The 24136-nt window shown below is 41.6% G+C and carries 18 protein-coding genes, 1 tRNA gene and 1 CRISPR repeat array (1 of these 20 running past the window's edge); of the genes, 2 read left to right on the top strand and 17 right to left on the bottom strand.

Annotation, left to right across the window (positions count from 1 at the left end; all coding sequences use genetic code 11):
• Positions 1–259 precede the first annotated feature (259 nt).
• From QR40_RS02470 to coaBC, 14 genes are all read right to left on the bottom strand, one after another.
• Positions 260–4057, bottom strand: coding sequence for a phosphoribosylformylglycinamidine synthase (locus QR40_RS02470; protein WP_044293168.1), 3798 nt, complete (start codon positions 4055–4057; stop codon positions 260–262).
• 98 nt (positions 4058–4155) lie between these two features.
• Positions 4156–6507: an ATP-dependent DNA helicase gene (locus QR40_RS02475; RefSeq protein WP_027293455.1), complete on the bottom strand. Its 2352-nt coding sequence runs from the start codon at positions 6505–6507 to the stop codon at positions 4156–4158.
• A 216-nt stretch (positions 6508–6723) separates the two neighbouring features.
• Entirely contained in the window at positions 6724–6951 is a 228-nt protein-coding gene (locus tag QR40_RS02480) for an HPr family phosphocarrier protein (RefSeq protein WP_027293454.1), read from the bottom strand.
• A gap of 257 nt (positions 6952–7208) precedes the next feature.
• Positions 7209–7973, bottom strand: a complete 765-nt coding sequence (locus QR40_RS02485; protein ID WP_044293169.1) for a TIGR03915 family putative DNA repair protein — start codon at positions 7971–7973, stop codon at positions 7209–7211.
• A 40-nt stretch (positions 7974–8013) separates the two neighbouring features.
• Entirely contained in the window at positions 8014–9345 is a 1332-nt protein-coding gene (locus tag QR40_RS02490; RefSeq protein ID WP_044289274.1) for a putative DNA modification/repair radical SAM protein, read from the bottom strand.
• Between the two features lie 107 nt (positions 9346–9452).
• Entirely contained in the window at positions 9453–10043 is a 591-nt protein-coding gene (locus QR40_RS02495; RefSeq protein ID WP_242858438.1) for a methyltransferase family protein, read from the bottom strand.
• A 208-nt stretch (positions 10044–10251) separates the two neighbouring features.
• Complete coding sequence (locus QR40_RS02500; RefSeq protein ID WP_027293451.1) at positions 10252–11088, bottom strand: Mrp/NBP35 family ATP-binding protein; 837 nt, start codon at positions 11086–11088, stop codon at positions 10252–10254.
• A gap of 39 nt (positions 11089–11127) precedes the next feature.
• Positions 11128–12315 (bottom strand): AI-2E family transporter, encoded by a 1188-nt coding sequence (locus tag QR40_RS02505; RefSeq protein WP_044293170.1) that lies wholly within the window; start codon positions 12313–12315, stop codon positions 11128–11130.
• A gap of 16 nt (positions 12316–12331) precedes the next feature.
• Positions 12332–13675 (bottom strand): TrkH family potassium uptake protein, encoded by a 1344-nt coding sequence (locus tag QR40_RS02510; protein ID WP_044289272.1) that lies wholly within the window; start codon positions 13673–13675, stop codon positions 12332–12334.
• A 46-nt stretch (positions 13676–13721) separates the two neighbouring features.
• Positions 13722–14669: an alpha/beta hydrolase gene (locus QR40_RS02515; RefSeq protein ID WP_027293449.1), complete on the bottom strand. Its 948-nt coding sequence runs from the start codon at positions 14667–14669 to the stop codon at positions 13722–13724.
• 19 nt (positions 14670–14688) lie between these two features.
• On the bottom strand, positions 14689–16473 hold the full coding sequence (locus QR40_RS02520) for a vWA domain-containing protein (protein ID WP_044293171.1): 1785 nt from the start codon (positions 16471–16473) through the stop codon (positions 14689–14691).
• Positions 16474–16514: 41 nt separating this feature from the next.
• A complete protein-coding gene (locus tag QR40_RS02525; RefSeq protein ID WP_044293173.1) occupies positions 16515–17432 on the bottom strand; it encodes an AAA family ATPase in 918 nt (305 codons plus the stop codon).
• A gap of 71 nt (positions 17433–17503) precedes the next feature.
• Positions 17504–17731 carry a hypothetical protein gene (locus QR40_RS02530; protein ID WP_027293446.1) on the bottom strand — a complete coding sequence of 76 codons (228 nt, stop codon included), beginning with the start codon at positions 17729–17731 and terminating at the stop codon, positions 17504–17506.
• Between the two features lie 86 nt (positions 17732–17817).
• Positions 17818–19032, bottom strand: coding sequence for a bifunctional phosphopantothenoylcysteine decarboxylase/phosphopantothenate--cysteine ligase CoaBC (coaBC, locus tag QR40_RS02535; protein ID WP_044293497.1), 1215 nt, complete (start codon positions 19030–19032; stop codon positions 17818–17820).
• 356 nt (positions 19033–19388) lie between these two features.
• On the opposite strand from coaBC, the gene QR40_RS02540 reads away from it, so the two are divergent.
• The gene (locus tag QR40_RS02540; protein WP_044293174.1) at positions 19389–20048 is read left to right on the top strand and encodes an ECF transporter S component; all 660 of its coding nucleotides are present in this window, start codon (positions 19389–19391) and stop codon (positions 20046–20048) included.
• Positions 20049–20168: 120 nt separating this feature from the next.
• Positions 20169–20939 carry a type III pantothenate kinase gene (locus QR40_RS02545; RefSeq protein WP_027293444.1) on the top strand — a complete coding sequence of 257 codons (771 nt, stop codon included), beginning with the start codon at positions 20169–20171 and terminating at the stop codon, positions 20937–20939.
• A 95-nt stretch (positions 20940–21034) separates the two neighbouring features.
• Here the strand turns inward: QR40_RS02545 and QR40_RS02550 are convergent, their stop codons facing one another.
• The 3 genes from QR40_RS02550 to QR40_RS02560 form a co-directional block, all read right to left on the bottom strand.
• Positions 21035–22036 (bottom strand): serine hydrolase, encoded by a 1002-nt coding sequence (locus tag QR40_RS02550; RefSeq protein ID WP_160295761.1) that lies wholly within the window; start codon positions 22034–22036, stop codon positions 21035–21037.
• 180 nt (positions 22037–22216) lie between these two features.
• Complete coding sequence (locus tag QR40_RS02555) at positions 22217–23554, bottom strand: MATE family efflux transporter (RefSeq protein ID WP_044293175.1); 1338 nt, start codon at positions 23552–23554, stop codon at positions 22217–22219.
• A gap of 246 nt (positions 23555–23800) precedes the next feature.
• Positions 23801–23871: transfer RNA gene (locus tag QR40_RS02560), tRNA-Trp, on the bottom strand.
• A 208-nt stretch (positions 23872–24079) separates the two neighbouring features.
• Positions 24080–24136: direct repeats of the CRISPR family, unit length 30 nt (it continues 1403 nt past the right edge of the window).

A 24136-nucleotide genomic window follows, 5' to 3' on the forward strand; every position in this document is an offset into this window, starting at 1 on the left:
TTCTCACTTTTACTGCCCCTCTTAGTCCTATGATGGTGCAGTGACAATATATCCCATTTTTCGACAAATTGCAATATGTTTTAAATTTTTGCAATAAGTTGTGTCAATTATTGCTTTTTCTTATCCCACAAGAAACATTCTGAATCTCAAGTGCCACGTTTCGTTGCTGTTTTATACAGGATTCGACAAGGTAATCTGGGTCGTTTGGGCCTAAAAAAACAGGCATCCCGCGAAAAAGCGGAATACCTGCCTCTATTTTTTATTTAAAATAAGCTACACCGGATTCAAAGATTTTCAGATCCTGTTCTCCGTAAATATTAATTGCCACAGAAGCATCACGTCTTTCTGAATGTGCCATTTTACCAAATACACGGCCATCCGGGCTTGTAATACCTTCGATGCAGCAATAAGAACCATTTACGTTCCATTCGCCATCTGCGCTCAGTTCTCCGTCAGCATTTACATACTGAGTGGCTACCTGTCCATTGGCAAATAGTTTCTTCAGCCATTCTTCATTTGCTACAAATCTTCCTTCCCCGTGAGAAGCCGGGTTTACATAGGTCTTTCCAAGTTCCGCCTGTGCAAGCCAGGGAGATTTATCGGAAACTACTTTTGTATATACCATTTTGGAAATATGGCGTCCAATGGTATTGAAAGTCAATGTCGGCGAATCGGCAGTCTGTCCTGTAATTTCTCCGTTTGGTACCAGCCCCAGTTTAATCAGAGCCTGGAATCCGTTACAGATACCAAGTGCCAGACCGTCTCTCTCATTTAATAATTTCATAACTGCTTCTTTGATTTTCGCATTCTGGAATGCGGTAGCAAAGAATTTTGCAGATCCGTCCGGTTCATCACCTGCAGAGAATCCACCCGGGAACATAATCATTTGGGAGCTGTTAATCGCTTTTTCAAAGATATCAACAGAATCACGAATATCAGCAGCACTTAAGTTTTTGAAGACTTTTACAATGACGTCTGCTCCGGCACGTTCAAATGCCTTCGTGCTGTCATATTCACAGTTGGTTCCTGGGAATACAGGTATAAATACCGTTGGTTTCGCCACTTTATTTTTACATGTATAGACATTTTTCCCATGAAACAGACCATTTTCGATCACTGCATCTTCAACTGCGGATGTTACACTTATCGTAGAAGGAACATCTGATTCTTCAGAATCCGGTACAGACTTAAATACTTTTTCCAATGTTCCGGTCCAGCTTTCCAAAGCTTCCTCCAAAGTGATCCTGGTATCTGCATATTCAAATATCGGAGTATCCAGTACTTCACCGATTACGGTATAGGAAATGGAAAGTTCTCCTACTTTACCATCCGGTACTTCTGCCACAATATTACCAAATCCTGCTGCAAACAGATCTCTCTTGTCTACATTATGCTCTATTCTTACTCCCATATGGTTTCCAAATGCCATTTTACTTACTGCTGCAGCCAGTCCTTTGGCATCCAGTGTATATGCGGAAATAATCTTTCCAGCTTTTACATCTTCAAAGAACCTGCCATACTGATCCATGATCTGTGTATAATCAGGCAGATCATATTGATCTGTCTCTATCTTTAACAATACCAGCTTACTTCCGGCTCTTTTAAGTTCCGGTGTAATTATGTGTTTGTCACTGGCAACATCTACTGCAAAAGATACTAAGGTAGGCGGTACGTCAATTTCATTAAAGGAACCGGACATACTGTCTTTTCCGCCGATGGATGGAAGTCCAAATCCAAGCTGTGCGCTGTATGCACCTAAAAGTGCTGCAAACGGCTGGCTCCAACGGGAAGGATCTTCTGTCATACGTCTGAAATATTCCTGGAATGTAAAACGGATTTTGCTGTAATCCCCGCCTGCTGCCACTATTTTTGCAACAGATTCCAGAACTGCATATACAGCACCGTGATATGGACTCCAGCTTGATAAGTACGGATCAAATCCATAGCTCATCATGGTTACGGTATCTGTCTTTCCTTTTAATACCGGAAGCTTCGCTACCATAGCCTGGGTTTCTGTCAGCTGATATTTTCCTCCAAATGGCATAAATACAGAGCCTGCTCCGATGGAACCGTCGAACATTTCAACAAGTCCCTTCTGGGAACACGTATTTAAATCTTTCAGCGTATCCAGCCATTTTTCCCTGACATCCCCTACTTCTTCTCTTACAAAGAATTTATCCTGCTCGGATGGGATATCTACCGAGACACTGGTTTCCTGATGAGCACCGTTGGTATCTAAGAATGCTCTGGAAATATTAACGATCTCTTTTTCTCTCCAGATCATAACCAGTCTCTTCGCTTCCGTTACGACTGCCACTTCGATTGCTTCCAGGTTTTCTTCAACTGCATAAGCCAGGAACTGCTCTGCGTCTTTTGGATCCACTACAACTGCCATTCTCTCCTGTGACTCTGAAATCGCAATTTCTGTTCCATCCAGACCTGCATATTTTTTCGGGACTTTATCCAGGTAAATATGAAGTCCATCCGCTAATTCTCCGATTGCAACGGATACTCCGCCTGCACCAAAGTCATTACATTTTTTAATTAACTTACTTACTTCTCCACGGCGGAACAGACGCTGGATTTTACGTTCCGTTGGTGGATTTCCTTTTTGTACCTCTGCACCGCAGGTTTCAATGGATTCCTCCGTATGTACCTTGGATGATCCGGTTGCACCGCCGCAGCCGTCACGTCCGGTACGTCCGCCCAGCAGGATAATAATATCACCCGGATCAGATGTCTCACGGATAACGGCTTTTCTTGGAGCTGCCCCCAGGACTGCACCGATTTCCATTCTCTTAGCAACGTAATTCGGATGATAAACTTCTTTTACCAGTCCCGTTGCAAGTCCGATCTGATTCCCATAGGAACTGTAGCCGTGTGCTGCGCTTCTTACAATCTTCTTCTGGGAAAGTTTTCCCTTTAAAGTCTCTTTAACAGACACCGTAGGATCAGCCGCTCCTGTTACACGCATTGCCTGATACACATAAGTACGTCCGGAGAGAGGATCACGGATCGCTCCGCCAAGGCAGGTTGCCGCACCGCCAAATGGTTCGATTTCAGTCGGATGGTTATGTGTTTCATTTTTAAAGTTGATCAGCCATTCTTCTGTCACACCGTCGATTTCTACCGGCACAACAATACTGCAGGCATTGATTTCATCTGATTCTTCCTGATCCTCCAGTTTTCCTTCTTTTTTCAGCTTGCGCATCGCCATCAGAGCAAGATCCATCAGGCAGACAAATTTATCGTCTCTTCCTTTAAAGATTTCTTCTCTATCCTTTAAATACTGCTGATAAGTTCCAACGATCGGATCTTTATAATAACCTTCTCCAAATACTACATCTTTTAATTCCGTTGAGAAAGTAGTATGGCGGCAGTGATCGGACCAGTATGTATCCAGTACACGGATCTCTGTCATGGAAGGATCTCTTTTTTCTTCACCCTTGAAATAATTCTGGATATGTTTGAAATCCTTAAATGTCATAGCCAGATTTAAAGAACCATAAAGCTCTTCTAACTTTTCTTCGTCCATTATGGTGAATCCGTCAAATATTTTCACATCTGCAGGCTCATCAAACTTCGTTACCAGAGTCTGTGGCTTTACCATGTCAGTTTCTCTGGAATCTACAGGATTGATACAATAGGATTTGATTGCTTCGAATTCTTCCTCGTTAATGCTTCCTTCCAATACGTAGGTAGTAGCTGAACGGATAATCGGTTCTTCATCCTCATTCAGGAACTTTACACACTGTACTGCGGAATCTGCCCTCTGGTCAAATTGTCCCGGAAGGAATTCTACCGAAAACACTTTTGCCCCATCTGCTATATCAAAACTCTCTTCATATAAGGTATCTACCGGCGGTTCGGAAAATACCGTATTGCAGGCAGCTTTATAAACTTCGTCGGAGATATTCTCCACATCATAACGAATCAATACACGAACACCTGTTAATGAACTGATTCCTAAATAACTGTGAATCTCATGTCTTAATTCTTTTGCCTGCACTGCATATGCCGGCTTCTTCTCCACGTACACTCTTCTAACGTTGCTCATAGGTTCCTCCATGCTTTTGTGATTATTTCTTAGGTTTAACTTCTTTTTTATTCTACCACCTGGTGGTAGTTATGGCAAGGAGGGTTTTTCGTTAAAATTTACGGGGCATTTCTTTCCTGCCAAAACGCCTCCAGCTTCCCCTCCAGATTATCCAGTCGGCAAGTCTCATAGTTATCCCACTCCCTTGGGAACAGATACTGGTACTGCCTCTGCATAAACCGTTCATCTAACAGCATGATCACCCCCTGGTCATCATCTGTCCTGATTACCCTGCCCGCTGACTGCAATACTTTATTCATTCCCGGATACAGATATGCATAAGAAAATCCATCCATATTCCGTTTATCATAATAATTTTTCAGAATTTCCCGTTCATTGCAAATCTGCGGTAATCCGGTACCAATGATCAGTGCTCCAATCAAACGGTCTCTTTTCAGATCAATCCCTTCGGAAAAGATCCCGCCCATTACGCAAAACCCTACCAGACTGTTCTTCTGCTCACGCTCAAATTCCTGCAGAAATTCTTCCCGTTCCTCTTCTTTCATATTGCTGCTCTGGCATATGCAAATCACATCTTCTCCCATCTCTTCCCGAAAGATTTCCTCTACTTCTGTCATCAGCTTATACGACGGAAAGAACACCAGATAGTTCCCTTTCTGTCCCTCTATGGTTTTTTTAATATACCATGCCATTTTCTGATATTCGCCAAAACTTCTTCTGGTATATTTACTGCTGATATCCGTACCGATTAATACCTTTTTTTTACCGGGATCGAAGGATGATTCTGCATAGATTGTATAGTCGTCTTCTGCTTCACTTAACAGCTCCATATAATATTTTACGGGAAGCAGCGTTGCCGAAAAGTATATGGTACTATTTCCTTTATCCAGACATTCCTGGATATTTTTTGACGTATCTATACAAAAAAGTTTTACCTTGAAGCGTCCATCCTCTTCCATTTCTGAATATATGACATAATTTTCATCCAACCGCTCATGGGTATCCAAAAATGCCCTTGCTTCAAAATAAAGATTTGTAATGATTTCTTTTACACTGGGTTGTTCCGATTCCTCCAGGAATTTTTCAATTTCAGCACACAAATTCATTAATGCAATGACAAGAGGACCTACATTTTCTAAAACTTCATAATTCTGGCACTCCCTTTTCATTTCCAGCATAATCTTATTACATTTTTCCAATTGGCGTTCCAGTTTCCTGCTGTATGGCTTAACGGCTCTTTTAACCTCCAGAAGCTCTTCTTTATACAGGCTTGCACTGAACATCTGCCTCCCACGTTCCACCAGGTTGTGGGCCTCATCTATCAGAAACAGATAATCTCCCTGCATCCCCTCCCCAAAAAAGCGCTTCAGACTGGCTCTGGGATCGAATACATAATTATAATCGCAGATAATGGCATCTACCCATACGGATAAATCCAATGATAATTCAAAGGGACATACCATCCATTTTTCTGCCTGCTCCAAAATATCCTCCCGAAAAAACCGGCTTTTTTCATTCAGAAGTTCATAGACGGCATCGTTGATCCTGTCATAGTGGCCCTTTGCATAGGGGCAGTCCTGAGGATTACAAAGAGTCTCTTCACAAGGGCATATTTTCTCTTTTGCCGTTAAGATAATCACTTTGTACTGAAGTCCCTGCTCTTTTAAAAGTTCAAAGGCTTCTGCCGCTACTGTTCTGGTAATGGTTTTTGCAGTCAGATAAAATATCTTATCTCCTAATCCTTCCCCCACCGCCTTCACTGCAGGGAATACCGTTGAAATCGTCTTGCCAACCCCGGTCGAAGCCTGAATAAATAATTTCTTTTTTCTTTGGATCGTGCGGTAAACAGCACCAGCCAATCCTTTCTGCCCATCTCTGTATTCAAAGGGAAATGCGATCTCCCTGATAGAATCTGTCCGTGTCTGTCTCCATTCCTTTTGAAAAACCGCCCATTTCTGATACTCCGCCACCAGTTTTTGAAACCATTCCTGCAGATCTTCAAATCTGTATTCCTGGTAAAACCGCTTTATCACCTCTGTATCCAGATTACAATAGGTCATCTGTACTCCTATATTTTCCAGCTTCTCTTCATTGGCATAAATATAGGCATAACACATTGCCTGTGCCAGATGAACCCCCACCGGTTCATTCAAAAACTCCAGATCCCGGTAAACACCTTTGATCTCATCAATCATGACCCCTGATTCATCTACCTGTATTCCGTCTGCCCTTCCCTCAATACTGATTGCAAAATTTTCAAACTCCACCAAATGTTTCAGAGGCACCTCTGCCTTATATGCCGCCCCCATCTGACCCTGGATTTTCCGGTGCAGCTTACTGCCAAGCTGCATAGCTTCTTTGTCCGCCATCGCCCCTCTTCGATTATCTATATCACCGCTGCGCAAAATGAATTCTACCAGATTACGCACTGAAATCCGTATTACATCCAATTCCCTGTCTCCTCTTCCAACCGATTCCTGAAAATCGTTCTTAAAACAGTACTAACGATAGTATGTTCGTATATGGTTCTCATTATAGCACAAAAAGCGCATAACCTCTATCCAAGATTATGCGCTTGCTTTTCCATATGATGTGAAACGGCTTTTCGGGGTAAATCCCCCCGAAGTGGGGCGTGCAGATGGCGGAAATGAATATTCAAACCCGCTCTAAGATGCGCAATACTTACTTAATACATTCTCGAACTGCATATCTTCTCCGCCGTATTTTACAGTAAGTACACGTGTCAGGTCTAAGCTTAGCACGCCTAATATAGATTTGGCGTCAATGACAACTCTGTTATAGAATACATCGATATCAAAATCACATTTACCTGCAGTTGATACAAATTCCTTTACTTCATTGATTTCGGAAAGCTTAATTTTCCTTTCTGACATACTTTTCACCTCACTTAACCATGTTTGACTAATTTATTTGTTGCCATATTATGTCATGTCAAAAAGAATTTGTCAACACTGCATTTTTGTGATCTTTTTATGGTATCGATTTCGCTCCGTCATTTTATCCAATTATATTAGAAAAGAATTTTTCAATCTATGAATTATAACTATTCTATTTCGTTTCCAACTCTGATGATTACCTACAACACCAGCAAATTATCTATGAATTTCTTCCAAAATTTTACATATTAAAATTAGAATTCCAGCATGTGTTTTCTTCGCTTTAATGGTACAAGTTTACGTTGCAGCTGCTGATTCTGACGTTCTTTGATACCAATACTGTTACAGAATCCTTTCCAAAGCTTTTGAAACTCCAGCTCCCTTTCCGATGCCCGGTATAAATCCTCCGGGTCGTTCACTTCGCCGGCAACCACTACCCACTCTTTTCCAATCTCATGCACCATAAGCATCTGATTAGTTTTATCAAATAACAAAAAATTTTCATTGGGAAAACGATTGGCAAAATGATCTCCGATTATAGGAATAATTTTATTTTCAGGCTCGATTACAGAACTGAGTATTTTATTTTGAAGTTCCTTAAACCGTATAAACCCCAGATAGTGATGTGCTTCATTCCCCACGCTTCGGGATAACTCAAATACTTTACATACATGAGGGTTTCCCAGGTTCTGTATCACCGGTCCCCGGTAATTACCGCTAAGCCCCAGCACAATCATGCGGTAAATTGCATCTGCTTTGTCATTCTCTTTGGACAGGGTGGCCTGATAAAGCGCCTCATAATCTTCTTCCACCATCTTTTCCCGTATTGTTCTGGCTACCTTAAATGCTTTCTCATGATCCACCGGAACATCCACATACCTTGCAAAAAGTTCATAATTAACATCCGTTCCTGTCTGCAGTGCCACATTGCCGTGCCCCAGCCTGCTGGCCCAAGCATCGTACACTCCGGTAAAGATACCATCCGTACTGTCTTCACATCTGAATATTGTCTTCTCCATATGCTTACCTCCTGATTTCTATAGAGCGTTCTTAAATTACTTATGCCTGAACAATCAGCTTTTGTGCATAAGCATTCATATTTGCATCTACGTTATAATCATCAAACAGGCTCAGCTGGCGATATCCGTTTGCTTCAAAGGGAAGCTTTTCTCCCACGCTTAACAGATTGCGCAGAATATAATCTTCATCAATTTTAACAGGATACATCATTCTTCCCTGACAGGTAATAAAATACAATGCTCTTTTGAGTACTACTCCCATCTTCTTTAAATCCTCAAACTTCAGATTCCCAAATCTTCTTGCCTGCACTATTCTTCTTGCCGATTTTGTTCCTATTCCGGGTACCCGTAGTAATGTAAAATAATCTGCCCGGTTAATTTCTATTGGAAAATTCTCCAGATGCCCCAATGCCCAGTCACATTTCGGATCAATCAGCACGTTAAAATTCGGCCGTTTTTCTGATAGCAGTTCTCCCGCCTGAAATCCATAAAAACGCAGCAGCCAGTCAGCCTGATACAGCCGGTGTTCCCGTAAAAGGGGCGGTCCCCCCGGCAGCATGGGCAGATTTGAGTCTTCATTCACATGCACAAATGCAGAATAAAACACACGCTTTAAGTCAAACTTCTGATACAGGGACTCTGCTACCGAGATGATCTCATAGTCATTCTCCGGCGTCGCTCCGATAATCATCTGGGTACTCTGTCCTGCCGGCACAAATTTTGGTGCACTTCGATATACCGCCACGTCATATCGGTTCTCTTCCCGTCTGCTCTGAATCTGCCGCATAGGTGCCAGAATTGTTTTGCGTGACTTATGAGGCGCCAGCTTCTTCAGACCTTCAGACGTGGGGAGTTCCAGATTGATACTCATTCTGTCTGCCAGAAACCCGGTCTTATCTATTAAATCCTGGGAGGACCCCGGAATTGCTTTCACATGGATATATCCCTGAAAATGATATTCATTGCGCAGCTTATACAAAGTCTGATAAAGAAGCTCCATAGTATAATTTGGATTATGCAGTACCCCGGAACTTAAGAATAACCCTTCAATGTAATTTCTGCGGTAAAATTCCATTGTCAGCTCACATACTTCTTCCGGTGTAAAGGAAGTACGCACTACATCATTGGAAGCTCGATTGATGCAGTACTTACAGTCAAATATGCATTCATTTGTAAATAAAATCTTTAACAGCGATATACATCTGCCGTCTGCTGAAAAACTATGGCAGATTCCCGGGGCTATACAATTGCCGATTCCTTTTCCATTTCCCTTGCGGTCAACACCGCTGGAAGTACAGGCCACATCATATTTCGCCGCATCCGATAAAATCTGTAATTTGTCATATACACTCATCGATTCCTGAATCTTCATATAAAATCACACCCCGAACATTTGTTTGTGTCTATTGTAGCACACGTTTGTCCGGGATGCAAGTTTTTTTTCGAACATATATTCGTTTTTTATTTGTTGATGAACCCTTAGAAAAAGCAAAAATATCTTCCCGTTATCTGCTTATAGACAAGATACTCTTCGCCAAACACAATCTCAAGATATTTTTCTTCCTGTAAGATCTGAAGATGAAGCACCAGAATCGTACATACCGTCACGGCCAAAAGTACAGGATTAAAAAATGCGGTTAAGATTCCAAGATACATCAGATCAAATCCTAAGAATGCAGGATTCCTGCTATATTTATAGATGCCTTCTGTTATCATACTGGTATCTTCCTGATCCGGTATCCCTGCACGCCAGCTGTCTCTCATAGTCCACATAGCAATGATAAAGATTACTACTCCTGCTGCTGCCGCAATAATGCCTGCAATCCGGATGAATTCATTAAAATACCAGTGTGTTCCTTTTAATATACTGCCCAGTTCAAAAAAAACAATAAGTACCGTCAACACACCCAATACTCTTTCCACCAAAAGCGTAACAAAGTCTTTTTTGCCTTTTCCCATCTGATTTGTCTTTATTCCCTTTTTTCTCTGAAATAGCATTTTTGAAAAGTATGCCCCATAAAAGCATATTAGAATAATAACTCCACTTATTTGCATAATACTCATTCTCATCCATACTCCTCCTCTTTCTATAACATATGTTCATTTGTTCATATATGATAACATATATTTCCATAAATGCAAAGTATTTTCTGAATTTATTATTTCATTTCAGGTGGTTTTTATTCCAAAATTTTCAATATCTGCAAATAGTATGTAGTTTACCCTCTGATATGCAAAACATGCAGTGCTGAAAAAGCCACTGCATGTAATATCATAACTATTTAATTTTCCGCAATGCTTCTGCAGCATCACTGATATACTCATTTTCGGCCTCTTCAAAACATCCTTCATCCGCCATTCTTGCGAATTCCGGATCGATCGGCATTTTGCCTAACAGTTCTACGTCCAGCTCTTTTGCAATGTCTTCAATATGGCTTTCTCCAAAGATCTTAATCTCTTTGCCGCAATCCGGACATTTTAAATAGCTGTAGTTTTCAACGATTCCAAGCACCCGGATGTTCATGCTCTTCGCCATACTGTATGCTTTCTTTACGATCATACGTACTAAATCCTGCGGGGAAGATACAATCACAATTCCATCTACCGGAAGTGACTGGAATACCGTAAGGGGGACATCACCTGTTCCCGGAGGCATATCCACAAGCAGATAATCCAGTTCTCCCCAGATTACGTCCGTCCAGAACTGTTTTACCATATTAGAAATTACCGGACCTCTCCAGATTACCGGAGCTTCCTCGTCCGGAAGCAGAAGGTTTACAGACATAACTTTAATATCATTTTTAGCGAGCATCGGATAAATTCCCTGATCGTCGCCCTGTGCAGGACCGTGGAGTCCATACATTTTAGGAATAGACGGACCGGTAATATCCGCATCCAGAATTCCTACCCGGTACCCCTGAGCGGTCAGCTTATTTGCAAGAGATGCGGTAACCATAGATTTACCAACTCCACCCTTACCGCTGACGATTCCGATTACATGTTTGATCTCCGTATAGATATTAGGTTCCACAAGAAAACTTTTCGGATTCTTGCTTGGACACCCTTCGCAACTTTCTTTGGTACAGCTTGAATTGCTGCATTCTTTTTCTGACATGATTTTTCCTCCTTAAAACTTATTATCTTTTTATATCCATCATTTCTGATTTTTTGATTTTTGAATTTTCTCTCCTACAGACTCAATGTACTTAGCTTCCGGGACAGCTTTCTTTTTTAATCTTCCATATACGGACTCCCGGAACAGTGCATATAGGACTGATACCAGTGGTACAAAGACCAGCATTCCGAAAAGTCCCATCAGGCTTCCGCCCAAAGTTACAGCAATCATAACCCAGAGGCTTGGCAGCCCTACGGAATTTCCAACAACTCTCGGATACATAAAGTGCTCATCTATCTGCTGAAGTACAATAATAAATACAACAAACCAAAGTGCTTTAATTGGGTTGGTTACCAGAATCAGCAGCGCTCCCAGTCCGGTACCGATAAACGCTCCAAGCACCGGAATTAAGGTTGTAAATCCAATCAGTACCGAAATACTGATCGCATATGGAAAATTGAATATTAACATTCCAATATAGCAGAGCAGTCCAAAGAGCAAGGCTTCCATACACTGCCCCGAAATAAACCCGGTAAATGTCCTGCTTGTCAGATGTCCGATTTCCGTAATTCGGTCCGCCTTGCCCTGAGGCAGATAAGCATACAAAATTTTACGGAACTGGGTACCCAGTTTTTCTTTTTGTGCCAAAATGTAAATAGAGAAAATGACCCCCAGCATGATAGTTGTCAGCACACCGATCACTGATGTTGCCACTCCAAGAGTGGAAGACAATACATTTGTAACCCCGCTTTGCAAGACTCCCAGCACCCGTTCTACGATAGACGGCCAATTCACTTCTAATTTTGAGATATAGTCCGTAATATCCGGATAGTTCTTCGCCAGACCTTTAAGCCAGCCGTCTAACTGGTCTATAAATTGCGGAAATCCCTGATTCAGTGACTTCACTGTGTTTACCATTTCCGGAATTACAGTCATAATAACAAATACGATAATTCCGATCGCAAGGGCATATGAAAGGATAATGCCGGTAAAACGAAGGACATTTTGCTTATCTTTAATCACTTTTCCCAGGTACTTCTCAAAAAACCGAAGGGGCACATTTAGCACGAATGCGATCGCACCACCCAAAATGATTGGTGAGCAAATGCCGATGACATAACTTAACCCCCGAAAGAGTAAGTCATGATTATTCAACCCCCAATACAGCACAATAGCAAAAGCGATTGCAATAAAAATAGTTTTCTTATTATTGATTTTAAATTCCAAGCTTTAAGCTCCTTCCTTATCCTACAAGTATTTTTTCCTGAGGAAGCTCGATTGGAGATATCTTTTTTCTTTCTGTAAAGGAAAGAGCAAATGACAGACTTCCTAATCTTCCGCAGTACATTAGTATCATAACTGCAATTCTTGAAACCGGCAGTAACTCTCTGGTAATCCCAGTGGTCATGCCTACCGTACCGATACCGGACATGGCTTCGAACATTACATCCGTAAGCTGCAGGGGCTGAATGGTACAAATCAGCATTACTGCCCCCAAAGAAAGAATTAGGTTAATACACAAAACTGCACTTGCCTTCTTAATGGCTTCATCATCTATCCGGCGCTTAAATATATTAATTCCTCTGGTCCGCATCATGGATGCACGCATGTACATGATAAATACCACAACCGTAGTTGTCTTGATACCTCCCGCTGTAGAACCGGGGCTGCCGCCAATAAACATCAAAATGGTTGTCAGAAGCTTACTGCTCTGGGACAGCGCCGCAGTATCGGTTGTATTAAATCCAGCCGTTCTAGCTGTTACTGAATCAAACATCGCGGTGAGAAAAGCTTCTCCATTCCCCATATGGGCTGATAAATTATTTCTCTCAAAGATGGCAAACAGAAATGCTCCGCCAAATACCAGAATACCGGTTGTAATGATAACAATTTTTGAATGTACATGAAATTTCTTAAAATGCCATTTATGAATGATAATATCATCCCACACCAAAAATCCAATTCCACCAATAATAACCAGAGACATGATTGTCAGGTTTACCAGCCAGTCCCCGGAATACTGCGTCAGGGAAGCATAGGGTTCATATTTCCCCATCAGGTCAAATCCTGCATTACAAAAGGCGGATATGGAATGAAAAATTCCGTTTCCAACTCCTTCAATCAGCCCGAATTCCGGAATAAATCGAATGGAAAGCAGTATTGCCCCGGTTCCTTCTATAATCAGGGTCCCAATCAATATCTTTTTTACGAATCCCACCACTCCGCCAAGCTGCATGGCATTGAGGCTCTCAGATATCAAGCCCCTTTCCCGAAGGCCAATCCTTCTGTGCAAAGCCATTGCAAGAAGCACTCCAAATGTCATAAACCCAAGCCCGCCAATCTGTATCATTGTAATAATGACAATCTGGCCGAAGAGACTCCAGTGGGTATACGTATCAACCACTACAAGCCCTGTGACACAGGAGGCACTCGTTGCTGTAAACATACAGTCTAAAAACGGCGTTACGGTCCCATTTCTACTGGAAACAGGAAGCATCAGAAGCAGTGTTCCACCCATAATCAGAAGAAAGAATCCCAGTGCAATAATCTGCATTTTTGATAGTTTCTTACGAGTTATTTTTATCATTCTGCCAATTCTGATTTCACCAATGTCCTACGCTCTAGAGACTGCTCTAGCCAAGACTTTTCAGGAAATCCAGAACCCTTTCTTCATATTCTTTTCTTGCAATATAATAGCTTTCCGCATGTGAGGCTCCTTTTACAATCCAGATCTGTTTTCTGGACGCACATGCATCGTAGATTTCTCTGCCCATGCTGGCGGGAACAAATCTATCCTTATCGCCATGAATAATGAATACAGGAATGTCTGTATTCGCTACTTCTTTTCTGGCATCACAGTCTTTAAAACCATACCCGGCTGTAAATTTATTAATCAGATTCACTACCGGCAAAACCGGATATACCGGACAATGATATTTATTCTTTAAAAGATACGCAAATTCTTCCCAGGGGGATGTGAATCCGCAGTCCGCCACAATTCCCTTTACGGAAGGAGGAAGACTTATGGAACTGGCCATTAGTACAGCTGCCGCTCCCATTGATATTCCATGCAGGTAAATAGAACATTTTCCATTATAACGGTCATGCAGAAAACGTGTCCAGCGGTAAACATCTTCCCGGTCCAGACAACCATATCCCACATATTTACCTTCGCTGGCGCCATGTGCTCTGTCATCCACCAACAGAACGTGATAACCGTTTTCATGGAAGAAATAGGACATGGCTGCATACTCATTATCCCCACAACTGGTATATCCATGTACTGCCAGCACAACTTTTTCTGAATCTTCTTTCGCCGGAAGCAGCACACCTTTTAACTTAAGTCCGTCAAAGGAAGTGATACTGACCGGCTCAGTTTTTTGCTGATCCAGCCATGCCAGCCTGTTGCGTATAAACGGCAGGGTTGTTTCCCAATGAGTTCCCGCTTTCGCTTCTTCCGTTGCATGTCTGGGTGGATTTTCCACTCTGGGCACTGCCCTTCTCCAGAAAGCATAGGAGCCTGCGCCTACTGCTGCGATCCCTGCTGCAATTGCTGCTTTTATTACTTTTGAAGTTTTCATAAACATCTACTCCTTTCTACTACCATTCCAATAGCTTCTTTAAATAAAGGCAAACGACATTTGAAAAGCTGCTGATATCACGGATATATGCAAAATCTTTCCCGAAAATCTTTTTCTCCGCTGCCAGGTCATGTTCTTTCCCTGCAAATACTCCCAATACAAATATTCCCATATTCCGAAGCTTTCGCACCTCGAAAGCAGTATCTGACACTGCATAATCCCCATGATACGGTTTGGGATTCCGACTGCCTGGACGGTTTACAATCACATCATTCGGCCTGCCATCACTTAATACAATCAAAATTTTATTTTCTTCTTCCCGCTGATACAGGGAATCACCTGCCGCCCGGATTGCCAGACCATCACGGTTATTCGAAGACGTGGTATACTCAAATATCTTGCGGTTTGCACTTCTGCTCTCGTCATATTCACGAAAACGCTGCATTACCGTATAATCCCAAAAGCTGCAAAAACTCATAACCCGGTGAGGAATCCCCACGTTACTAAGCGCCTCACTGATTATAAACGACTGAAGTGCTACCTGCCCCTGACGGTCCCTCTGGGATCCGCTGGCATCCATCAGAATATCCACTACAAATTCCGAAGAATTCTGCTTACATGCTTTTGTAAAGAGCTTCCCGGAATCTGCCCTGCCCACCCTCCACAGGCGGCTTGGAACAATCTGACCATAATCCGATTTTACATAATCGATCTCATTGCGAAGCATCAGGGAACGTCTAAGATTATCTGTCATAATTTCAATATTGCGTCTGGAAAGCGTTTTGCTGTTATGATAGACCAGACGATTCTTATCCGCCTGCTTTTTGGCATTTACATATTGTGCATTTACACGTACTGTATTTTCCAATACACCATCGGTATAATACAGGCTGCAGTCTGCATGGGCTCCGGTACACAATCGGTGATTGATACGCTTTTGTTCCAGCGGATTTAAATATGAACGGCCATAAGTCAATTCAATATACCCATAGACTTTTGCAGCTGCTTTCTCATCCAGGATAATTACACGCTGACCGCTTTTTTTCTTTTCCTGCTCCAAAGACTCTTCTTCCTGCATTTCATCAAAGGAAGTAACCTGATTGCCCACCTGCTCCAGGTACTGTTCCAGCAAATCTTCATACATGTCTTCTTCTAACAGGTCTTTCCAGTCAAACTCTTTCAGATCCTCAAATGTAACCGCAAGAACGTGTTCCAGGTCCCCATGCTTTTTCACAAAATTTTTGTCTACTACAGTGTTATAAAGATGATCCACCGTTTTAATAATCTCCATGGTATCCTGTACTTCTTCAAGCTGCCTTACCGTCTCTGCCGTATCCAGAATCATCTTCTCCGCCGTGAGATTACCGGTGAGCGCCTGGCGCATCAGACAGATCTTTACTCTGCCCATAAAAGACTGGGTCATTTTCCCAAAGTCATAATCTAATATGGCTTCAAACGCTTTTTTACGTATTCTAGGCACTCCCGGCCGTTCCGCTGATACTTTTCTGACAGATGCAGCATCAACGCAGATCTGCGCAATATTCATAAGCTGGGCTTCTTCTGCACCGTAGTATACCTTCTTAACAATATACATCGCAAACTGATCTTTGTCAAAAAAGCGGGCAAAAGCTCCCTGCTTTATTGCATCATAAAGGGATAAATATTTAGACTTGCGAAAAGAAGCCACATCCAGCTTTACATCCAGCTGGTAATCGCCGCTTACTGTCCACATCAGATTCTTTATTCGGTTTTCTATCTCTATTTCATCCTCAAGGGGATCTGTATTCTGTTCTAAATCTGTCATCTGTCTACCTCAAAACTGTTATACTGCCAGTGACTATATCTTCAAAATATACTGGCACTGCTCCAGTCCTCCGGAATACGCGTCATTACGATATCTTCAATGAGTTCCCGTTCAAATATATCAAAACTCTTATTGATGATCCCCATGCGTATAGCCAGTTCCGGCGCAAGACCTGCCTGAATCGTTTTGATCGCTCCAATCAATCCGCGAAGATCCAGCGGTTTTGTAGAAATCTCATTATTAGAAGCTTTCTCCTGTAAATCCATAAATACACCTGTCAGCTGCTTCAGCCCGGTTTCTTTAGCATCCGGGAAAAGTTCTATTAATATTTGCAGAAGCGTTTCCTCTGTAACCGGAGGCATATCAATTACCATAAACCTGGAAACCAACGCTTCATTTAATTCCTTTGTACCTGCATATCCGTAATTCATGGTTCCTATAAAACGAGCCGCTTCGTGCAGTTCGATTTTTTCATATCCCGGAATATCGATCATTCTCCGGTAATCCAGGGTTGCATGCAATACGGATACCGCATCATTTTTTGCCATGTTAATTTCATCAAAAATTCCAAAGCCGCCATTTACGGCACATTCATATACCGGACCGGTACGCAGCTGAACCTCGTTATTTTTAAATGTATCCGTTCCGATCAAAGAGGAACTGTCTGTATTCACATTAAACGATATATTATAGGAAGGCCTTCCAAATATATATGCCAGATTTTCAGCCAGGACATTCTTTCCTGTAGCCTTAGTTCCGGAAAGTAATACATTTTCGCCCTGAAGAAGGGCTGTTGCTGCCATTTCAAATACTTCTTTTCCAAGAAACGGTATCTGCGGCTTTACAATACGGTTTGTAAATCTCTCTTCTGCCGGGTATTTCTTCCGGAACTTTTCTATATCCGCTAACAGCCCTTCGCTTACCTGCTGCTCTTTCAACGACGCAAATATCTGTTCCATGTTTTCCTCCTGTGATTTCACATTTCTTATTTGCAAAAGTGGATACATCTAAATGTACCCACCCAATTTTCTTATATTTCTGTAAAAGAATAACGCTGTTTAATTCCGGATGCCATAATATCAAAGACGATCGTGCCGTCTATTAAAACGGATTTCTCAAAGGATACGTTTTTCCCTTTAAATTTATCCAGGATGAACTGTTCCGGATCTTCTGTATCAATTTCATCCACAAAGATGTCCCGCATTTGATTGTTGGAACATTGATTATATATTTCCCAGACTGTTTCGTAGCTCTTCATATGAATCCTCCCAGACATTTCTGAACTTCCACGGTTGCAGCGCGCAGACTGTATGATCAGGCGGGCACTGTTTTTTCAAACACATTCTAACAATAACCCTTCTGTTTCCCCCGGATTTCAACCATGATCTCATCTAAAATACAGTTTGCCGCATCTTCTTTTGACATGATGGAAAGCGGTATTTCTTTCTTTTCTGTTATAATTGTTACCACGTTGGTATCCGTACCAAATCCAGCACCATCCTCTTTCAGGTTATTTGCAATAATCATGTCCAGATTTTTCTTGTGGAGCTTACCCCTGGAATTCTCAAGCATATTTTCAGTCTCCATGGAGAATCCGCAGAGAAACTGTCCCCGCTTTTTGTGCTCACCTAAAAACTTTAATATATCATCTGTTCGTTCAAGCTCCAGAACCAATTTCTCCCCGGATTTTTTCACCTTTTCTTCGCTCACAAACTGAGGACGGTAATCTGCCACAGCGGCTGCTTTGATAATAAGCTGCTGCTGTTCATAACGGCTGCAGACCGCTTCGAACATCTCTCTTGCGCTCTCAATCTGAATTACTTCTACAAATGGCGGTTTCCCAACGCTTGTCTGTCCCGTAACCAGAGTTACCTTTGCACCTCTTAACATACAGGCTCTGGCAACTGCATAACCCATTTTTCCGGTAGAATGATTGGTAATATAGCGAACCGGGTCTACCGCTTCCTGGGTAGGACCTGCGGTTACTAAAACATTCATGCCTTCCATATCTTTTTCATGGGCGATTTCTTTTAGAACATAATCCAGAAGTACTTCTGCATCCGGCAGCTTTCCTTCTCCCACATCCTGGCATGCCAGCATTCCGGTAGCCGGGGCGATCACCTCAAAATCATTCATTTCCAGCTTTCTTAAATTATCCTGGACGATTTTATTCTGATACATACGGGTATTCATGGCTGGTGCCACTATTTTTTTACAGGTACATGCCAGAACGGTAGTTGTCAGCATGTCATCTGCCAGCCCGTAAGTAAGTTTCGCGATAACATTTGCCGTAGCAGGAGCCACAAGAACCAGATCCGCTTTTTTAGCCAGTGCCACATGTTCCACATTATATTGAAAATTCCGGTCAAATGTATCTACCAGACAGCGGTTATTCGTCAATGTCTCAAAGGTAATCGGATGAATAAAATTCATCGCATTTCTGGTCATAATAACATGTACATCACAGTGCAGTTTGACCAGCATACTTGCCAGATTCGCAATCTTATATGCCGCAATACTGCCTGTTACTCCTAAAATTACAGTTTTTCCTTTTAACATCTGTTTGTTCTTCCTCTCAAATCCTGTATATATTATCAAGTCAGATACCATGCCCAAGCGGCGGTTATCTGACCCTCGCAGCAGCCACCAGATGAACATGCGGACATGTCCGGCTGGCTTGCTGCACGCGGAAATAAACTTTTTAATCGGCATTGATAGCGTTTATTTGAGTATTTTGGAAAACTCATGCCAATATTCTAACATATCTTTCTATAAAATGCACCTGTAATTTAAATCTTGTTTTTGGACACTGATCGTGCTATACTAACGCCGTAATTGTATTGTATCCCATAAAAGTGTGTCCTAAAAATGATTTTTAAGACACAATCCCGGGAATAATAACAAGGAGGAAAAAAATGAATAACACAAACACAGTAATGGCGAGAAAACCTCGCACACTGGGCATGGTACAGGTTGCACTGTTCGCAGCACTGATTATAATCCTTGCCTTCACACCATTTCTGGGGTATATCCCGCTGGGCTTTACGCGAGCGACGATTATCCACATACCGGTAATTATCGGTTGTCTTTTATTAGGTCCGAAAAAAGGTGCCCTTTTAGGGTTTGTATTTGGACTGACAAGCTTTATTAATAATACGATTAATCCAACAGTTACGTCCTTTGTTTTTTCGCCATTTTATACGCTTGGCGATATACATGGCGGCATTGGCAGTGTTATTATCTGTTTCGTTCCAAGAATTTTAGTTGGTATTGTACCTTATTATGTATATCACGGGCTTTACCGGCTGACCAGAAAAAGCAGCTCCGGTCTTCTGGTATCTCTGGGGGCAGCCGGACTGATTGGATCCCTGACAAATACGCTTCTGGTTATGAACCTGATCTTTGTATTTTTCAAAGATGCTTATGCCACAGCCAATAAAGTAGCTTCTGATGCAGTATACACATTCATCCTTTCCATCATTGGAATCAATGGTGTGCCGGAAGCAATCGTTGCTGCTATTCTGGTTGCCCTGATTGGACGTATTCTTTTAAAATCCAGAATCACACATCAGTAAATTAACTGCCAGAGTGTGCTTGAATAATACCGTTAACCGGAACATGCAGATACATGAAATGCAATTTTCAAACAGACTCCAGATTATACATTCACAAAAGTTGCAAAAGGAGATACATTTATGATTCTAGCCATTGATATAGGAAATACAAACATTGTTATCGGATGCATTAAAAATGATAAAATCCTCTTCGTGGAACGTCTTTCCACAGACCATACACGAACGGAATTGGAATACGCCATAAGTTTTAAAAATGTCCTGGAAATGTATGCCCTGACCCCAAAAGAGGTAACCGGCTCTATTATCTCATCCGTTGTACCCCCGATTACGAATATTGTGCGGGATGCTGCCGAGAAAATCACCGGACACTCTGCCATGATTATCGGTCCCGGAGTCAAAACAGGCATGAATATCTTAATGGACAACCCTGCCACTGTAGGAAGTGACCTGATTGCCAATGCAGTTGCCGGCATTCACAAATACCCGCTGCCCCTGATTATTATTGACATGGGAACCGCTACTACAATTTCTGTAGTGGACGCGAAAAAAAATTATATTGGAGGCATGATCATTCCCGGAGTGAAAGTTTCTTCCTCCTCCCTGACCAGCCGCACTTCCCAACTGCCGAAAATAAGCATGGAAGCACCGAAAAAATTAATTGGTACAAGCACCATTGAATGTATGAAAAGTGGTTTGATCTATGGAAATGCATCCATGATCGATGGCATGATAACCAGAATCAATAAACAATTAGGGCAAAAAGCAACGGTTGTGGCAACCGGCGGACTGGCTAAAAGTATTGTTATCCACTGTGTGGAAGATATTATTCTGGATGATGAACTTCTGTTGAAAGGTTTGTTGTTGATATATAAAAAAAATATGGGATTATAATCTATTTATAAAACAAGGGATCCGGACAGATTGTCACGGATCCCCTATTGCTATGTATAACTATACTCTCCATACTTTTATTCCAATCCTCTGTTTCAAAGATTAAAATACCCATATACCATCTGACTTATATTCTGTATATTAGCCACTGCTTCATCATCGGATGTCCACCCCTCGGACATAACACATATAATATAGTCTCCCCCGTCGGAATACACAATCGCACAATCGTTTTCACAATCATCCGTTTCCCCTGTTTTATTTGCAACCTTAACATCTGATGGCAGGCTCTCCGGTATTTTATAATCAACTTCCTGCTGCAGCAGCAGGGACAGCATCTCATTTGATGCTTCTTCTGAAACCAATGTCTTATTATAGACACCTTCTAAAAATTCCCCGCAGTCATTTACAGACGTTGTATTTACCCCTTCTCCGCTCCACAGAGAAACATCTCCGATTCCATTAATCTGTCTTGTATCTGAGAATCCCGCTGTTTCAATATAATTATTCACCTTTTCCAGGCAATCTGCAAATTCACTTTCCGGTTCCAGCTCACGTACCAATTCATTTGCACTTTCGTTGTCACTGATGGTTATCATCTGATCCAGTTCTTCTGCTATCTGGTTTCCGTAAAGAATCAATCCACCTTCTTCTGCCTGCTGATACACGGCTCCCATAATATAGAGCTTAATGAGACTTGCCGCCTGCATCTCATGGCTGTTCAGACTGATGCTCCTGTCCTCAGCTAAATCTTTGATATAAAGGCTCCAGTCTCCATCATACCCATTCAGGCAGGATTGCAGGTTTAGTTCCAATTCCTCCCAGGAAATATTTTTGTTTATCAAATCCTCATTGCTCTCTTCCACCGACGCTAACAGAGAGATATCAGCGCTGGTAGTGTCCTCCGGTTCTAAAATGGTAAGACCTGCTGCCTGCACTGTATTCCTGTTGTTTGTAACGTTTTTGCTTTCCGATCCATCCACAAAATGCTGAAACCCGGTTCCTGCAGTGACCATGACTATTGCAGTCACTACTGCCCCTATCTGTATCCATTTCCAATACCTTCGCTGTTTATTTATACGTTTCCTATTCTTCATTTCATTCCCTTTTGCTTGCATGTATGATTTTTTCATTTTACGACTCCATCATACTCTTACAAACTGAAATTACTCTGAAAATTCGCAAAAAAAAATAACGACCCTTTGCAAAATCAGTATCTGCGATGTAAACACACCGCATACAACATTTTACAAAAAATCGCTATCTCTTAACTTTTCCTATCTTACTCTCTGTTCTTCCCGTTTCAAAATCACAAAATATGCGATGATCAATGGAATATTAGCTGCAACCCATGCAATCGGATTAGCCGTACAGATACCTGCATAAGAACCAATACCGGAAGCAATCACTGCCACGGCCGCTCTTGCAGCTAATTCAGCCACGCCTCCAACCATAGGCATCAAACCGTAACCCATACCCTGAAGTCCGTTTCGGAATGTAAAGATGATTCCAAGAATCGGATAAAATGTACCGCAAATCACAAAATATGTCTGTGTATACCCCATAATATCCTGTGGCTGTCCAACAATAAAGAAATTAACCAAATGCCTTCCAAAGAGAATAATACCGCCTCCGGCCAAAACCCCATAGATAATGGTATATATTAAACTCAGGCGAATTCCCTGCCGGATACGTGATATCTTATTTGCCCCTTTATTTTGTGCACAATAGGTTGCCATCGTAACTCCCAGAGCACTAAAAGCCTGAGTCAGAAAGATTTCAATCTTAGACGCAGCAGAATAAGAAGCAATTACCCTGGAACCCAGGGTATTCAGTGCACTTTGAATCATAATTGTACCAATTGCTGTAATAGAGAATTGAAGAGCCATCGGCAAACCAATGCCAAGCTGGTTCTTTACACAATAAAAATCCAGTTTGAAATGTTCCCTTTTTAATTTCAGCATTGGAATTTTAAATACTATATAAAGTATACACAGCACACCGGATACTCCCTGTGAGATAACGGTAGCATACGCTGCTCCTGCAACTCCCATATGGAATACAATGATAAATACCAGGTCTAATACAATATTTAAAAGCGCTGATACCACAAGAAAATAAAGCGGCACCTTACTGTTTCCCAGCGCCCTCAGGATGCTGGCAAAAAGATTATACATAACCTGTGTGAAAAATCCACATGCTGTGATCATCATATAAGTATATGTATCCTGGAAAATATTTTCCGGTGTGTTCATTAAATGCAGCAGCGGTTTCAGCCATATCACGCTGACAAACGTAATAACAATCGTAACGAACACAGATAAAATAATAGCCGATCCAACCGTCTTACGCATACCTTCCGTATCGCCATAGCCAAAACGCTGGGCTGTTAAGACCGTGAATCCGGTCGTCATTCCCATTAAAAATCCTAAGATCAAAAAAATAATTGTCCCGGTAGCACCAACTGCTGCCAGAGCATCCACTCCAACAAACCGTCCCACGATAACCGAGTCAATCATACTATAAAACTGTTGAAATACATTTCCAATAAATACCGGTAATGCAAACGACAAAATAAGCTTCGCCGGTCTTCCAACCGTCATATCTCTTTCCATGAAAAAATGAATCCCCCTTTATAAATTTCCTTTCGTTTCCCTGGCAAAACACCAGTTTGAATATTATACAATATCCGTTCCATATATTCCAGATTTAATATTACAGAAATATATTGGATTTTGCAGTGCTTTTCGATAAATGTTGACAAAGTTTACTTTTCCACACATTGCCATCCTCTTACACATTTTCGTTTTTAGACAAAAAAATAACCAACCTTCCGGTTGATTATTTTTGTTCTGTAATAGCAGGGGATGAGAGAATCGAACTCCCACTAAAAGTTTTGGAGACTTCTGTCATACCACTTGACCAATCCCCTCTGTAAAATTACCGACTTGTTATTTATACCATAAAATTGGGGAGACGTCAATTCATTTTTTCTTTTTAATTGTGATTTTACATTGGTGGATGATTTTATGATTAATTATTTGGTTGCTAGTAGTTATTAGTATATATACGAAGAAGTTTTAGGATATATTATATTATGAGTAATCTTGAAACAGAATTGTTAAAACTGTAGAAGAACTGTTTTAATATAACCTGTATTACTATTAATCTTTCATCTTGATAGATAATGCTCCTGC

This window comes from Robinsoniella peoriensis (genome assembly GCF_000797495.1).
In the GTDB taxonomy this organism is placed as follows: domain Bacteria; phylum Bacillota; class Clostridia; order Lachnospirales; family Lachnospiraceae; genus Robinsoniella; species Robinsoniella peoriensis.